Source organism: Bradyrhizobium sp. P5_C11_2 (genome assembly GCF_054049755.1).
In genome coordinates this window covers 1-14,503 of sequence record NZ_JBFULT010000082.1, presented here as the reverse complement: position 1 = coordinate 14,503, position 14,503 = coordinate 1, and the positions used below count along the sequence as shown (strand labels likewise).

General features: G+C 67.3%; 13 protein-coding genes. 10 read left to right on the top strand and 3 right to left on the bottom strand.

Translation table 11 applies throughout. The features are described from left to right. Positions 1-115 precede the first annotated feature (115 nt). Positions 116-1,348 (bottom strand): penicillin-binding protein activator, encoded by a 1,233-nt coding sequence (locus ACXJL8_RS11365; protein ID WP_456623158.1) that lies wholly within the window; start codon positions 1,346-1,348, stop codon positions 116-118. A 337-nt stretch (positions 1,349-1,685) separates the two neighbouring features. Between ACXJL8_RS11365 and rsmI the strand changes: the two genes are divergently transcribed. The 7 genes from rsmI to ACXJL8_RS11330 all read left to right on the top strand — a co-directional run bounded on the left by rsmI (position 1,686) and on the right by ACXJL8_RS11330 (position 8,850). After that, positions 1,686-2,636, top strand: a complete 951-nt coding sequence (gene rsmI, locus ACXJL8_RS11360) for a 16S rRNA (cytidine(1402)-2'-O)-methyltransferase (RefSeq protein ID WP_456623157.1) — start codon at positions 1,686-1,688, stop codon at positions 2,634-2,636. Continuing rightward, on the top strand, positions 2,623-3,030 hold the full coding sequence (locus ACXJL8_RS11355) for a YraN family protein (protein WP_456623156.1): 408 nt from the start codon (positions 2,623-2,625) through the stop codon (positions 3,028-3,030). Before rsmI ends, ACXJL8_RS11355 begins: the two co-directional genes overlap by 14 nt. Before the next feature lie 10 nt (positions 3,031-3,040). Beyond that, the gene (gene gshB / locus ACXJL8_RS11350) at positions 3,041-3,985 is read left to right on the top strand and encodes a glutathione synthase (protein WP_456623155.1); all 945 of its coding nucleotides are present in this window, start codon (positions 3,041-3,043) and stop codon (positions 3,983-3,985) included. Between the two features lie 453 nt (positions 3,986-4,438). Next, entirely contained in the window at positions 4,439-5,245 is an 807-nt protein-coding gene (gene cpaB, locus ACXJL8_RS11345) for a Flp pilus assembly protein CpaB (protein WP_456621442.1), read from the top strand. Positions 5,246-5,259: 14 nt separating this feature from the next. After that, positions 5,260-6,777, top strand: a complete 1,518-nt coding sequence (locus tag ACXJL8_RS11340; protein WP_456685001.1) for a type II and III secretion system protein family protein — start codon at positions 5,260-5,262, stop codon at positions 6,775-6,777. Positions 6,778-6,829: 52 nt separating this feature from the next. Then, positions 6,830-7,564: a CpaD family pilus assembly protein gene (locus ACXJL8_RS11335; RefSeq protein ID WP_456621444.1), complete on the top strand. Its 735-nt coding sequence runs from the start codon at positions 6,830-6,832 to the stop codon at positions 7,562-7,564. Continuing rightward, a complete protein-coding gene (locus ACXJL8_RS11330; RefSeq protein ID WP_456621445.1) occupies positions 7,561-8,850 on the top strand; it encodes an AAA family ATPase in 1,290 nt (429 codons plus the stop codon). Before ACXJL8_RS11335 ends, ACXJL8_RS11330 begins: the two co-directional genes overlap by 4 nt. An 18-nt stretch (positions 8,851-8,868) precedes the next feature. Here the strand turns inward: ACXJL8_RS11330 and ACXJL8_RS11325 are convergent, their stop codons facing one another. Together ACXJL8_RS11325 and ACXJL8_RS11320 are read right to left on the bottom strand one after the other, a co-directional pair. Beyond that, positions 8,869-9,642 (bottom strand): tetratricopeptide repeat protein, encoded by a 774-nt coding sequence (locus ACXJL8_RS11325; RefSeq protein ID WP_456621446.1) that lies wholly within the window; start codon positions 9,640-9,642, stop codon positions 8,869-8,871. Between the two features lie 79 nt (positions 9,643-9,721). Next, complete coding sequence (locus ACXJL8_RS11320) at positions 9,722-9,967, bottom strand: PilZ domain-containing protein (RefSeq protein WP_456621447.1); 246 nt, start codon at positions 9,965-9,967, stop codon at positions 9,722-9,724. Positions 9,968-10,194: 227 nt separating this feature from the next. Here ACXJL8_RS11320 and ACXJL8_RS11315 point away from each other — a divergent pair, with 227 nt between their 5' ends. The 3 genes from ACXJL8_RS11315 to ACXJL8_RS11305 form a co-directional block, all read left to right on the top strand. Continuing rightward, positions 10,195-11,733 (top strand): YifB family Mg chelatase-like AAA ATPase, encoded by a 1,539-nt coding sequence (locus tag ACXJL8_RS11315; RefSeq protein ID WP_456685000.1) that lies wholly within the window; start codon positions 10,195-10,197, stop codon positions 11,731-11,733. 108 nt (positions 11,734-11,841) lie between these two features. Beyond that, on the top strand, positions 11,842-12,309 hold the full coding sequence (locus ACXJL8_RS11310; RefSeq protein ID WP_456621449.1) for a hypothetical protein: 468 nt from the start codon (positions 11,842-11,844) through the stop codon (positions 12,307-12,309). Positions 12,310-12,429: 120 nt separating this feature from the next. Beyond that, positions 12,430-14,503: ATP-binding protein (locus tag ACXJL8_RS11305; RefSeq protein WP_456684999.1), on the top strand; the 2,074-nt coding region annotated here is incomplete at its 3' end.

Below are 14,503 nucleotides of genomic sequence, written 5' to 3'. Positions count from 1 at the left end.
GCGCATCTGCAGGCGTAACCCACCAACTTCGTCCCGCGTGCGCGGAAGCATGGTGGGTTACGCCTTCGGCTAACCCACCCTACGGCACTGCGCTCCATCCGGGCTACGAAACCAACTACGCCCCAAAACTCTTCGGCGAACCCGCCACTGCCACACCGCCGCCGGTCGTCACCTTCATCACCGCGAGGCCGCGCTCATTCGTCCCGTCGGCGCGGAAGCGGAACAGGCCGTCGATGCCGGCGAAGCCGGAAGGGTTGGTGAGCACGTCGGAGGAGAAGCGCGTGGTGCCTTGCGTGCGCGCGAGCGCTGCGACCAGCGCCACCGCGTCATAGGCGAGCGTTGCGGTGCGCACGGGCTCGGCACCGTATTTGGTGCGGTAGCGGCCGGAGAAGGCGCGGAAGCCGGCCGGATCCGGCGCGGCATAGAGACCGCCTTGAAGCGCAGAGCTGGCATAGACGCGCGGATTGTCCCACAGGCCGGTGCCGAGCAACTGGATGTTGCGCAAATTCGCACCCGCCGCGGTCAGCGCATCCGCCACCGCGACGACGGCGTCACCATCATCGGCAATGAACAGCGCATCGGCGCTGCCGAGCTGCTGCGCCACGGTCCGCGCCGGCGTGGCGCGATCGGCGCCGTATTTCTCGAACGCGACGATGCGTCCGCCACGCCGCGGCACCGCCGCCTTCACCGCCGCCTCGACGACATTGCCATAGGCATTGTCGGGCACGAGCGCGGCGAAGGAGCGCTTACCGACGCTGGCGGAATATTCGACGATGCGGTTGACGTCGGATTCCGGCAGGAAGGAGAGCAGGTAGACGCCGCGGCCGGCAATGCTGGAATCGGTCGAGAACGCGATCACCGAGATGCCGCGGGTGCGCGCGACCTGCGCCACCGCGGGCACCGACTGGGCAAACAGCGGCCCCAGAATGACCTCCGCGCCTTCGTCGAGCGCCTGCTGCGCGCCCTGCTGGGCGCCTTGCGGGCTGCCATTATCGTCCTTGATCAGCAGCTGGATGTTGGGATTCTGGAATTCGGCCAGCGCCATCTCGGCGGCGTTGCGCATGGATTGCGCGGCCAAACCGGCGTTGCCGGCGGCCGAGAGCGGCAGGATCACGGCGACCTTCACCCCGCCGGTGCCGGCGGTCGTGGCCTGTTGCGGCGGACCCCCAGGCTGCGCCGGCGGCGAGGAGCTGCTGAAGGGATTGGAAAACTGGCTGAGGCTCTGCTGCACGCCGGCGCAGGCCGACAACAGCGGCGCGCCGAGCAACAGCCCAAGCGCGCTCCGCCGGGTCGCCCCTGATAATCGGGAGCCCTGAACGGGAGATTTTGGATCGCGCGGGCCCAGCATCACAGCTTCTCTTCTGACCGGCGTCGCCAGCCGGTCACAACATTCTTTCCACGACACAAGCCGCGGATTCAGGCATATTGTCGGCAAATAGTTAACTAAAACAAAAGGATAATGACCGCTTAACGCGGCCGCACCTCAAGCCCTGGCTAGCTGTCCGCCATCCGTCACCCGCATCAAGGCGGCGTTTCCGCCGCGAATATGGCGCTGACACTTCATTCCCTCTGGAATGTGATGCCGGATGGATCACATTCCAGCCCTTCCTCACCCCTGACCTGGCGCGATCTTTTTCCGAGGACCGGTTCCCAGCCCCGGGGATCATGCCTAAGTTCGTTTCATTATGCGCGCAAAGCCGAGCCCGATAAATACACCTGAGACTACGGATCCCGCCCCGCGCGGGTTTTCCATCGATGCCCATCGGCTGGCGGCGCCGAAGGCGGCGCCGGGCCTGCATCTGGTCGCGACCCCGATCGGCAATCTCGGCGACATCACGCTGCGCGCGCTTCAGACGCTCGCCGGGGTCGATATGATCGCCTGCGAGGACACCCGCATCACGCGGCGCCTGACCGAACGCTACGACATCTCGGCGCCACTCAAGCCCTATCACGAGCACAACGCGGAAGCCGCGCGGCCAAAAATTCTGGAGGCGCTGGGGCAGGGCGGCTCCATCGCGCTGGTGTCGGACGCCGGCACGCCGCTGATCTCCGATCCCGGCTTCAAGCTGGTGCGCGAGGTCTGCGCGGCCGGCCATGCGGTGTTCGCACTGCCGGGCCCGTCCTCGGTGCTGGCGGCGCTGTCGGTGGCGGCGCTGCCGACCGACCGCTTCTTCTTTGAGGGCTTTCTGCCGGCCAAGGCCACCGCCCGTCGCAACCGCCTGACCGAGCTCGCCCGTATCGATGCGACGCTGGTGATGTTCGAATCCGGCAACCGCGTGCAGGACACGCTGGCCGAGCTCGCTGGCATCATGGGGAGCCGCGAAGCCGCGATCTGCCGCGAGCTGACCAAGCTGCATGAGGAGATTTCGCGCGCGACGCTGCATGAGCTTGCGCGCGACGCGGACACGCTGGAAACGCGCGGCGAATTCGTGCTGGTGATTGGCCCGCCCGCGGCTGACGCGGAGGTGATGGCGGCCGGCGCGCTCGACGACCTCCTGCGCGGGCAGCTTGCCACCCACAGCGTCAAGGACGCGGTGGCGCATGCGGTCGAGCTGTCGGGGCGGCCGCGCCGCGAGGTCTATGCCCGTGCGCTCGCGCTTGCGAAGGACTTGCGGGGCGGCGATGGCGAAGACTGACGGCGCGACGCCCGCGGAACCAAAGATCGCCTCGCCGGAGCGGGTCGCCGCGTTCCGCACCGGCATCTCGGCCGAGAGCCGCGCCGCGGCCTTCCTCATGGCGAAGGGCTATCGCATCCTCGCCAAACGCTACCGCACCCCGCATGGCGAGATCGACATCGTGGCGCGCCGCCGCAACCTGATCGCCTTCGTCGAGGTCAAGGCCCGGGCGACGCTGGATGACGCCGCCTTTGCCGTGACGCCGCGCCAACAGCAGCGCATCATCGACGCCGCGCAGGGCTGGCTCGCCGCGCATCCCGAGCATGCGGAATTCGAACTGCGATTCGACGCCATGCTGATTGCGCCGCGGTCACTTCCGCGCCATGTGTTGGCGGCATTCGACGCCTCGACCTGAAAGGCAGACCATGAAACTGAACGTCGCCGTCCAGATGGACCCCATCGCCCGCATCAACATCAAGGGCGATTCCACCTTCGCGCTGCTTCTGGAGGCGCAGAGGCGCGGCCACGGCCTGTCCTATTACACGCCCGACAAGCTCTCGATGGTCGGCGATGAAATCGTGGCTCCCGTTCAGCTCCTGACCGTGCGCGACGAGCCCGGCGATCACTTCACCCTCGGCGAGCCGCGCCGCGAGGCGCTGAACGGCTTTGACGTGGTGCTGCTGCGCCAGGACCCGCCGTTCGACCTCGCCTACATCACCTCGACGCATTTGCTCGAGCGCATTCACCCCAAGACGATGGTGGTCAACGATCCCGCTTCGGTGCGCAACGCGCCGGAAAAGCTGTTCGTGATGAACTTTCCGCAGCTGATGCCGCCGACACTGATCTCGCGCGACTTGGATGAGATCAACGCCTTCCGCGACCGGCACGGCGCCGTCGTGATGAAGCCGTTGCACGGCCATGGCGGCGCGGCGGTGTTCCGCGTGATGCCGCAGGACATGAATTTCGGCTCGCTGTTCGACATGTTCTCGGTCACCTTCAAGGAGGCCTGGGTGATCCAGCAGTTCATCCCCGAGGTGAAGCACGGCGACAAGCGCATCATCCTGGTCAATGGCGAGTTTGCCGGCGCCGTGAACCGCGTGCCCGCGGCCGACGACCTCCGCTCCAACATGGTGCGCGGCGGAGCGGCGCAGGAGACCGAGCTCACCCCGCGCGAACGCGAGATCTGCGCGACCGTCGGCCCGGCGCTGCGCGAGCGCGGCCTGCTGTTCGTCGGCATCGACGTCATCAACGGCAACCTCACCGAGATCAACGTGACCTCGCCGACCGGCATCCGCGCCATCGCCCGGCTCGGCGGCCCGGACGTCGCGGCCAAGGTCTGGGACGCGATCGAGCAGAAGCGGGCGAAGTAGGGCGGAAGTGACCGCGTAGAGGACGCGCACGGCCACTCTCCAACGTCGTCCCGGCGAAGGCCGGGCGAAGACTCCTCGTTGGTACTTCTACCTTCTACACTCGAGAGATCACGCGGTATGGGTCCCGGCCTTCGCCGGGACGACACCGATGATGTTGCCAATTGTTTCTGTCTCACCGCGGCCAAGACGATGCGGCTTCAAGCCCGAACATCACTAACCACCCGTTCACCATGACGCCGCGCGCCTCGTGCGAACGCATGAGCCGCGGTGCGTGAATCTACGGGGGCCGCTGGCCTGCCGAATAACGGGGCATTCACCATCCGGCCAGAACTCGCATCGTGACCGGCGATCACATTCGGCCTCGCAACACCCCTTATACTTTTACTCCCTACTCATCGAGACCGGGGAACCCGCCAGGTGCGGTTCGCGTGTCCCGCGTAAGAGTAGAGGCGTATGAATACCGCACGCATTGTCGTTCTCGTCATCGCGCTGGGCGCCGGCGGCGTCGCCGCTTATCTGGCGAGCGGCTATGACAACAAGCCCACGCCTGCCCTTCCCGTCGCCGAGAAGCTGCCGACGGTCGAGGTTCTCGTCGCGAAAAACGACATCCAGCTCGGCCAGGCCGTGAAGCCCGAGGACCTGCAATGGCAGTCCTGGCCCGCGACGACCGCGAGCAGCGCCTTCATCCGCCGCGACAGCCGGCCGGAAGCGCAGACCCAGATCGCCGGCTCGATCGCGCGCGTGCCGTTGATGCAGGGCGAGCCGATCCGCGAGCAGAAGCTGGTCAGGGCCGATGGCTCCGGCTTCATGGCCGCGATCCTGCCGACCGGCATGCGGGCCATCTCCACCGAAATTTCCGCCGAGACCGGCGCCGGCGGCTTCATCCTGCCGAACGACCGCGTCGACATCATCCTGACGCGCCGTTTGAAGAATCCCGATGGCGCCACCGGCGGCAACGACCTCATCGTGTCCGAGGCCATCCTGAGCAACATCCGCGTGCTGGCGATCGACCAGGCGCCGAAGGAAAAGGACGGCCAGAACGCCGTCCTCGGCAAGACCGTCACGCTCGAGCTCCGGCCGGACCAGGTGGCGACCCTCGCAGCCGCGCGCCAGGGCGGCACGCTGCAGCTCGCATTGCGGAGCATCGTCGATGCCAAGGCGTCGGACGACAGCTCCGAAGACCAGACAGTCAAGCGTCCCGGCGGCGTCAACGTGATCCGCTACGGCGTCCCGGCGCGGCAACTAACGTCACAGAAGTGATGGGGATACCCAAGATGAGACATGGGGACTATCGGACGGCGCTGCGCATTCGGGGGAATGGCGCGCGCACGTTCCGGGCGGGGGTGATGCTGATGCTGGGGCTGGTCGCAGCGCCAGACCTGGCGAAGGCTGCGGATGCGCCGGTCGGCGACCAGGCGCCGATCCAGGCGCCCGATCTCGGCGTGGCGCCGGTCGCCAGCATCGCGCCGGCGAGGACGCGTTCGCTGTCGCTCGGCGTCGGCAAGTCCGTCGTCATCGACCTGCCGCGCGAGGTCAAGGACGTGCTGGTGGCCGATCCCAAGATCGCCAATGCGGTGATCCGCTCGGCGCAGCGCGCCTATATCATCGGCGGCCAGGTCGGCCAGACCAATGTCGTGTTCTTCACCGCCGACGGCCAGCAGGTCGCCGCTTACGACATCGCGGTGAAGCGCGACCTCAACGGCATGCGCACGGCACTGCGTCRGTCGCTGCCGGGCGTGCAAATTGAAGGCGTCGGCGACAGCGTGATGCTGACCGGCTCGGTGTCGAGCCCGGTCGAGGCGCAGCAGGCCGGCGACGTCGCCGCAAAGCTGGTCGGCGGCTCCGAGAAGGTGGTCAACAACATCGTTGTGCGCGGCCGCGACCAGGTGATGCTCAAGGTCGTCGTCGGCGAAGTGCGCCGCGACATCGTCAAGCAATTGGGCGTCGATCTCAGCGCCAGCCTGAACGCCGGCACCGCGGTCGTGAACTTCAACAATTCCAACCCGTTCTCGGTCTCCGGCGGCCCGCTCGTCAGCAGCAACGGGCTCGGTATTACCGGGCTCGCAAAAGGCGTGGCCACCGTCAACGCCACGATGCGCGCGATGGAAAGCGCCGGCGTGATGCGGACGCTGGCCGAGCCGAGCCTGACGGCGATCTCCGGCGAGTCCGCCACCTTCATCGCCGGCGGCGAATTCCCGATCCCTGCGGGCTATTCCTGCGATCCGGTCACCCACGTCTGTACCACCCAGATCACCTACAAGAAGTTCGGCATCTCCCTGAACTTCACGCCGGTCGTGTTGAGCGAGGGACGCATCAGCCTGCGCGTGATGACCGAAGTCTCGGAGCTGTCGAATCAGAACGCCATCTCCGTGACGCAGGCGGTGTCCGCGGGCCAGACCAGCTCGATCACCATCCCCTCGATCCAGACCCGCCGCGCCGAGACCACGCTCGAGATTCCCTCCGGCGGCTCGATGGCGATGGCCGGCCTGATCCAGCAGCAGACCAAGCAGGCGATCAACGGCCTGCCCGGCGTCGACCAGGTGCCGATCATCGGCGCGCTGTTCCGCAGCCAGGACTTCGTCAACAACGAGACCGAACTGATGGTGATCGTGACGCCCTATGTGGTGCGCGCGGTCGCCCAGAAGGACTTGTCGCGGCCCGACGACGGCTTTGCGCCGGCCTCGGATGCGCAGACGGCGCTGCTCGGCCGCATGAACCGCCTCTATGGCATCGCGCGCCGCGTCGATCCGATCGACGGCGCCCGCGGCGATTTCGGCTTCATCATCGACTGAGACCGACGGACGGCTTGGGGAACGGGGCAAGGGGCTAGAGGGGGATGAAGCGATGACGAAGACCATGGCCGATCGACGTCGCAACCTGCGTCTCGCGCTTGCGCTGACGGGGCTCTCCGTCATGCTCGGCGCGTGCAACACCACCGGCGAGATCGTCACCCAGACGGTGCCGACCGACTATCGCCAGCGTCACCCGATCGCGGTGCAGGAAGCCAAGCGGTCGATCGTGATCTTCGTCGGCAAGGCCCGCGGCGGCCTCTCGGCCGCGCAGCACTCGGACGTCTCCGGCATTGCCCGGGACTGGGTGAGCGAAGGCACCGGCTCCGTCATCGTCGACGTGCCGATCGACACCGCGAATTCCAGAGCCGCGGCGGCGACCTATCACGAAATCCGCTCCGTGCTCGCGGCCGGCGGCGTGCCGTCGCGCGCCATCGTCCAGCATCCCTACCGGCCCGAGGATGCCGCGCTGCTGCCCACCATCCGGCTGAGCTATTCCAGGATCGCCGCGGTCGCCGGGCCCTGCGGGCTGTGGCCGGAAGACATCGGCCCATCCATTCTCGACCCCGGCTACAACGAGAACCGGCCGTATTTCAATCTGGGCTGCGCCAGCCAGCGCAACCTCGCGGCCATGATCGACAATCCCGCCGACCTCGAGCAGCCGCGCGCCGAGACGCCGGCCTATACCGCACGGCGCGACATCGCCTTCGAGCGCTATCGCAAGGGCACGCCGATCGCGACCCCCTCACCCGAAGCCGACAAGGCCAAACTCAGCGACACCGGCAAATGACAAGCGTCCACGACGAAGAAGCGGACGATCCGCAGCACCCCGAGGAACACATTGCGCCGGTTCCTCGCATCTCGGTGCAGGCCTTTTGCGAGACCGAGCAGACGCTCGCCGCGGTGACCGCGGCGGGGCAGGACCGCCGGCTCGCCAAGGCGCATCTCACCGCCAAGAGCGGCGGCCTCGCCGCGGCGATCGAAGTCTATGACACGATGCCGACGCCGAACGTCATCGTGATCGAATCCGACGGCACCCGCGACATCCTCGAGGGCCTCGACGACCTCGCCGGCGTCTGCGATCCCGGCACCCGCGTCGTCGTGATCGGCAATCCCAATGACACCGCGCCCTATCGCGAGCTGGTGCGCCGCGGCGTCAACGACTACGTGATCGGGCCGGTCGAGACCATCGACGTGGTGCGCTCGATCTGCAGCCTGTTCTCGGCGTCCGAAGCCATCATCACCGGCCGCGTCATCGCCGTGGTCGGCGCCAAGGGCGGCGTCGGCGCCTCCACGGTCGCGCACAACGTGGCCTGGACCATCGCGCGCGACCTCGCGCTCGATTCCGTCGTGATCGATCTCGATCTCGCCTTCGGCACCGCGAGCCTCGACTACAACCAGGATCCGGTGCAGGGCATCGCCAACGCGGTGCTGTCGCAGGACCGGCCGGATACGGCGCTGATGGAGCGCCTGCTCGCCAAATGCACCGAGCGCCTCAGCCTCCTTGCTGCGCCTGCCACCCTTGACCGTGTCTACGATTTCGGCGCCGAAGCATTCGACGCCGTGTTCGACACCCTGCGCATGACCACACCCTGCATCGTGCTCGACGTCCCCCATCAATGGTCGGGATGGACGCGGCGCGCGCTGGTCAATGCCGACGACATCGTGATCGTGGCCGAGCCCGATCTCGCGAACTTGCGCAACACCAAGAACATGCTCAACGTGCTGAAGGCGGCGCGGCCGAACGACCGTCCGCCGCTCTACTGCATCAACCAGGTCGGCATGCACAAGCGGGCGGAGATCGAGGTCAAGGCGTTCGTCAAGACGATGGAAAGCCCGCCACTCGCGGTGATCCCGTTCGATTCGAAGCTGTTCTCCACCGCGGCCAACAACGGCCAGATGATCGCCGAGGTCTCGAAGAGCCACCGCACCACCGGGCTGTTCCAGAACATGGCGAACCGCCTCGCCGGACGCGGCGAGGTGAAGAAGCCGAAGCGCTCGCTGTTCGGACCGCTGTTGAAGAAGCTGAAGGGCAGGACGGGACGCGGCTCCGCCCCGCATCGCAAGGCGTCGTAGGCGCAGACCGGCGGCGGGTTATTTCTCCGCCCGCTGCTGCTGCTTCGCCAGCAATTGGCGTAGCGCCGTCACCTTCGCCGCGGCCTCGGCCGGCGGCAGATCGGCCTTCACGATGGTCTCGGCCTCGGCCAGCTTTCCTTGCAGTCCCAGCACGAGGGCCAGATTGGCCCGGACGCGCGCAGCGGCAGGGTTGCGTTCATGCGCGCGGCGCAGCGTCTCCTCGGCCCGGGGCAGATTGTTCTGGAGCATGTAGGACAGGCCGAGATTGGACAGCACCTGCGGCTCGTCGGGCACGATCTTGAGCGCGGCGGCGTAGTATTGCTGCGCTTCCTCGTTGCGGCCGAGCTGGTCGAGCGCCGCGCCCTGCGCCGACAGGATGTGCCAGTCGGGATCCTCCGGCGTGTGCGCGCGGCTCAGCACGTCGAATGCCTGCTGGAAATTGCCGCTGTCGGCGAGCGCTCGGCCATAGCCGGCGAGCAGCGCCTTGTTGCTGGAATGGGCGAGCACGGCCTGTTCCAGCACCGCGACCGCCTGCGCACGCTGGCCGGTCTCGCGCAGCGCCTTGCCGTATTCGAGCGCGACGTTGGGATCGCTCGGCCTGGCGCGATAGCGCTCGCGCAATGCGTCCATGTCCGGCTTCGGATCCGCCTTGGCCGCCGGTTCGGACTTGCCGCCGAGCGCGCCGGTCACGTCGTCCAGGCTCATGGTCTGGCAACCGCCGAGGACAAGCACCAGGAGCGCGGGAAGCAGCAATCTCGCCGGGGGAGAGGCAAGGGACGAACGCTTGGACATACTCTGATCACTCGGCGACTGATCAGGGATGCTTACCGATTAACGCTAAAGTCCCGTTAAGGACGCGGTTGCCCGCGTCTCAATCGGTGAATTCGGCACCGAATTCGCAGCCGATGCGCCAGCGCAGGCGGCATTGGCGGGAATAATCCGGCGCGAAGATGATGGTGAATTGCGGCGGCACTTCCAGAAATTCCGCCACCACTTTCACGCCCCCGTCCGAGATATCCGTGATCGTGCAGTCCCGTGGCAGCGAGCCCGCACCAAAATGAATCTTGGCGAGCCGGCTGCACACCCGACGTTCGGTTCTCCGGCGATTTGCAAGCATTTGAATTGTTCACCCGTTAGACCACGGCCCATCCCGCACCCCTAGCAATAGCGAACATTCGTTGGGATGTGCTGAGCGGGGCCGTTCGCATTCGAGGCGTAGTGTCGGCACCGCGTTTACGAGTGGTTAGGGTTTGCCGGGCCGCCGCTGATGTTCCCGTATTGTTCTTGCGAAGGCCGCCATGCTCTGCTACCCTCGATTGTGCGAGAGGCAGGGCTGGTTCGGGCATGGTTCAGCGGGTTTCTACCGTCGCCTTTGAGGGGATCGAGGCCCGCGCGGTCGACGTGCAGGTGCAGGTTGCGCCGGGCCTGCCGGCCTTTGCCATCGTCGGCCTGCCCGACAAGGCGGTGTCCGAGGCGCGCGAGCGGGTCCGCTCGGCGCTGATCGCATCAGGCCTGGCGCTGCCGGCGCGGCGGATCATCGTCAATCTGGCGCCGGCCGACGTCCCGAAGGAAGGCAGCCATTACGACCTGCCGATCGCGCTCGGGCTGATGGCGGCGATCGGGGCTATTCYGCCGGATGCGCTGACGGGCTTCACGGTGCTCGGCGAGCTCGGCCTCGACGGCTCGATCGCGCCCGTTGCCGGCGTTCTTCCCGCCGCGATCGGCGCCAATGTGCGCGAGGAAGGATTGATCTGCCCGGCGGCGTGCGGCTCGGAAGCCGCGTGGGCGAGCCCGGACATCCAGATCGTTGCGGCACGTTCGCTGATCCAGATCGCCAACCATTTCAAGGGCACGCAGGTGTTGTCGCGGCCCTCGCCCAAGGTGCATGAAGCCGCCGCCTCGCCGCTCGACCTGCGCGACATCAAGGGCCAGGAGAGCGCCAAGCGGGCGCTGGAGATCGCAGCCGCCGGCGGCCATCATCTGCTGATGATCGGCGCGCCCGGCGCGGGCAAGTCGATGCTGGCGGCGCGGCTGCCCTCGATCCTGCCGCCGCTGTCGCCGGGCGAATTGTTGGAAGTCTCGATGATCGCGTCCGTTGCCGGCGAAATCGAAGGCGGCGCGTTGACGGCGCGGCGACCGTTCCGCTCGCCGCATCATTCCGCCAGCATGGCCGCGCTCACCGGCGGCGGCATGCGGGCCAAGCCCGGCGAAATCTCGCTCGCGCATCAGGGCGTGCTGTTCCTCGACGAGCTGCCCGAATTCGATCCGCGCGTGCTGGATTCGCTGCGCCAGCCGCTGGAGAACGGCGAGGTCTCGGTCTCCCGCGCCAATCACCGCGTCACCTATCCGGCGCGCTTCATGCTGGTCGCCGCGATGAATCCGTGCCGTTGCGGCAATGCGTTCGAGCCGGGCTATGCCTGCAAGCGCGGCCGCATCGACCGCTGCACCGGCGATTACCAGGCGCGCATCTCCGGCCCGTTGATGGACCGCATCGATCTGCGCATCGAGGTGCCTGCGGTGACCGCGGCGGATTTGATCCTGCCGCCGCCGGCGGAAGGCTCGGCCGAGGTCGCCGCGCGCGTCGCGGCGGCGCGCGACATCCAGCTTGCGCGCTACGCGGATGCGGGCATGCCCAACGTCCGCACCAATGCCGAGGCCCCTGCCTCGGTGCTGGAGGAGATCGCCAAGCCCGACGCGCAGGGGCAAAAACTGCTGCGCGATGCGGCCGAGACCATGCGGCTGTCGGCACGCGGCTATCACCGCGTGCTGCGGGTGGCGCGCACGCTCGCCGACCTCGACGGTGCCGACAAGATCGGCCGGCTGCATCTCGCCGAAGCGCTGTCCTACCGCGCACTCGCGGAGGATGTGCGGCAGTTGGTCTGATCCTTCCGCGCATCAACCCGGCGGTAACGAGTTTCCTTTACGCTCTGCAAACCATAAGGCCCACAAGTCCCCGCCACGAGTTCCCTCGGGCCCGGCGAGTAGCGTGTCATGTTGCGTTTCAAGATCCTGGCCTCGGTTGTTCCCCTGTTGGCGGCCGCGGTGTTCGCCCGCGCAGAGATCGGATCGGTCTCGCATCCCTGCATCGCGCTGGGCGAGACCTCGGTCGAGCTCACGTCGCTGTTCTGGACCGCCGGCGTGCATGTCGCCTTCACCGAAGATCCGGCACGGGCCACGGTGCGGGTCCAGATCACCGACGATGCCGACGCCGCGGACTTTGCGGTGGTGGACGACGGCCTCGGTTCGGAGCCGGACTCCTGCCAGGCCAATCCGTCGACACGCCTTGTCACGATTGCCGCGCAGCCCGTCGATGGCGGTCCGGTGATCTATCTCTCCACCGAGGGACCTGCGGATTACCGCATCTATGTGCGCTCGAAGACCTTCTCGCAGCGCGATGCTGCGGCCCTGATCGTCGGCGCCCGCGGCGGCCAGCGCCACCTCCAGGCCGCTTCGCTGTGAGCCGTTAACACCTCGTCAACCCTGTTTGGAGGCGGCGCCAAAACCTCAAACTGTTCGCARGGTCGATAGGCACATCGTCGCAGCGGGCGCTCACAGGGTTTCGGGTAAGGGTCGGTGGCGATGGGTCGGACGTTCCGGATCAAGGTGCGCATGCGCCGCTTCAGGCGCCGCTATCCCAAGATCGCCTTCGCCATCCGCTCGTTCATCATCTTCTCGGCGACGTTCGGCGGCGCCTTCGGATTCATCGCCGGCAGCCGGTCCGAGAATTCCGGTTACGACCCCAATGCATTCGCGATCGGCGCAAGCTTCCTGTTCGCGCTCGCCTGCCTTGGCCTGGCGACGCTGAGCATGCGGCTGCGCTTCGTCAACAAGCGGCTGCGCACGCTGGCGGCCCACAATGAAGCGCTGATCGACCGCAATTGGGAGCTGAAGGAAGCCGAAGAGCGCGCCCGCAGCCTGTTCGAGTCGCAAGGCGATTTGATCGTGCTGCGCGACCATCAGGGCCGCATCACCTTCGCCAACGATGCCTATTGCGCGCTGGCAGGACAGCCACGCGGCGCGCTGGTCGGCACGCGCTTTGATTTCGACGTGCTGGAGCAGGGCGAGAGCGCACGCGAGAGCAACGGCACGCGCATCCATGACCAGAAGATTGCGACGCCGGTCGGCGGGCGCTGGATCGCCTGGCGCGAGGGCTTTGTGCGGCTCGATGCCGGCCAGCCGGCCGAATTGCAGAGCGTCGGGCGCGACGTCACCGACCGCACCGAGACCGAGCGGGCGCTGTCGGAGGCGCGCGACCAGGCCAACGCCGCCAACCGCGCCAAATCGCGCTTCCTCGCGATGGCCTCGCACGAGATCCGCACCCCCCTCAACGGCATCATCGGCATGGGCGGACTGCTGCTCGACACCACGCTGACGCCGGAGCAGACGACCTATGCCAGGGCGGTGAAAACTTCGGGCGAAGCGCTGATGGCGCTGATCGAGGAACTGCTCGACTATTCCAAGATCGAGGCCGGCAAGCTCGATCTCGACCAGCGCCCCTTCGCGCTCTCGACGCTGATCGAGGAAATCACCGAGCTGCTGGCGCCGCGCGCGCAGGCCAAGACTCTCGAGATCGCCGCCTATGTCGACGAACGCCTGCCGCTGGAAGTCGTCGGCGACGCCGCGCGGCTGCGCCAGGTGCTGCTCAACCTTGCCGGCAACGCCATCAAATTCACCGCGAGCGGCGGCGTCGCGCTGATCGTCGAGCCCGGGATCTGGCCGAACGAGATCAGTTTTCTGGTGCGCGATACCGGCATCGGGATCGCGCCCGAAGCACAGTCGCGCATCTTCCGTGAATTCGAGCAGGCCGACGACCGCGTCGCGCGCACCTATGGCGGCACCGGGCTTGGGCTGGCCATCAGCGAGCGCATCGTCAAGCGCATGGGCGGCCGCATCACGCTCACGAGCGAGCCGGGCAAGGGCTCGACCTTCGAGGTCGCGATCCCGCTCGTGCCATCGCAAGGAGGCGCGGGACAGACGGCATTCCCGAGCCCCGACCTCGCCGGCAAGTCGATCCTGCTGATCGCCGACGGCATCGAGGCCTCGCTGATCGCACTGAGGCTGGAGCGCTGGGGCGGCCAGACCTGCACAGTCTCGGATGCCGCCGTGGCCGAGGCGCTGCTGCCGGAACGCTCGTGGCACGCGGTGCTGATCGACCGTGCGCTCGGCGCCGGCGTCGCCGACCGCCTGGGCGAAGCGGCCCGCGCACATGCGACGCAGCGCCTGGTGCTGCTGACATCGAGCTCGCGTCATGAAAAGCTCTCACCGGCTTTCACCGGCTTTCTGGTGAAGCCACTGCGCGCGGCCTCGCTCGCCGCACGCCTGGCGCTGGCGCCGGAAATCGCCTCGCCCGATCTCGCCCCGGAGCCTGCCGAACCCGCAGCCAGCGGAACGCCGGCGAAGGGCCTCTCGATCCTGGTCGCCGAGGACAACGAGATCAACGCGCTGTTGATGCGGTCGCTGCTGACAAAGCTTGGCCACCGCGTCGTGATCGCGGTCCATGGCGAGGCGGCGCTGGAATCCTGGCTCGCCGCTTCGTCGGCCGGCACGCCCTATGATCTCGTGCTGATGGACATCCAGATGCCGCAGCTCGACGGCATCGAGGCGACCAAGCGCATCCGCGCGCATGAGGCCGCCGCCGGCGGCCGCCATACGC

What these genes read in the sequence shown, in the direction of transcription:
- cpaB (WP_456621442.1), top strand. Translation starts at nt 4,439, where the DNA reads ATGAATACCGCACGCATTGTCGTTCTCGTCATCGCGCTGGGCGCCGGC.
- ACXJL8_RS11365 (WP_456623158.1), bottom strand. Translation starts at nt 1,348, where the DNA reads ATGCTGGGCCCGCGCGATCCAAAATCTCCCGTTCAGGGCTCCCGATTA.
- ACXJL8_RS11325 (WP_456621446.1), bottom strand. Translation starts at nt 9,642, where the DNA reads ATGTCCAAGCGTTCGTCCCTTGCCTCTCCCCCGGCGAGATTGCTGCTT.
- ACXJL8_RS11330 (WP_456621445.1), top strand. Translation starts at nt 7,561, where the DNA reads ATGACAAGCGTCCACGACGAAGAAGCGGACGATCCGCAGCACCCCGAG.
- ACXJL8_RS11335 (WP_456621444.1), top strand. Translation starts at nt 6,830, where the DNA reads ATGACGAAGACCATGGCCGATCGACGTCGCAACCTGCGTCTCGCGCTT.
- ACXJL8_RS11310 (WP_456621449.1), top strand. Translation starts at nt 11,842, where the DNA reads ATGTTGCGTTTCAAGATCCTGGCCTCGGTTGTTCCCCTGTTGGCGGCC.
- ACXJL8_RS11320 (WP_456621447.1), bottom strand. Translation starts at nt 9,967, where the DNA reads ATGCTTGCAAATCGCCGGAGAACCGAACGTCGGGTGTGCAGCCGGCTC.
- rsmI (WP_456623157.1), top strand. Translation starts at nt 1,686, where the DNA reads ATGCGCGCAAAGCCGAGCCCGATAAATACACCTGAGACTACGGATCCC.
- ACXJL8_RS11355 (WP_456623156.1), top strand. Translation starts at nt 2,623, where the DNA reads ATGGCGAAGACTGACGGCGCGACGCCCGCGGAACCAAAGATCGCCTCG.
- gshB (WP_456623155.1), top strand. Translation starts at nt 3,041, where the DNA reads ATGAAACTGAACGTCGCCGTCCAGATGGACCCCATCGCCCGCATCAAC.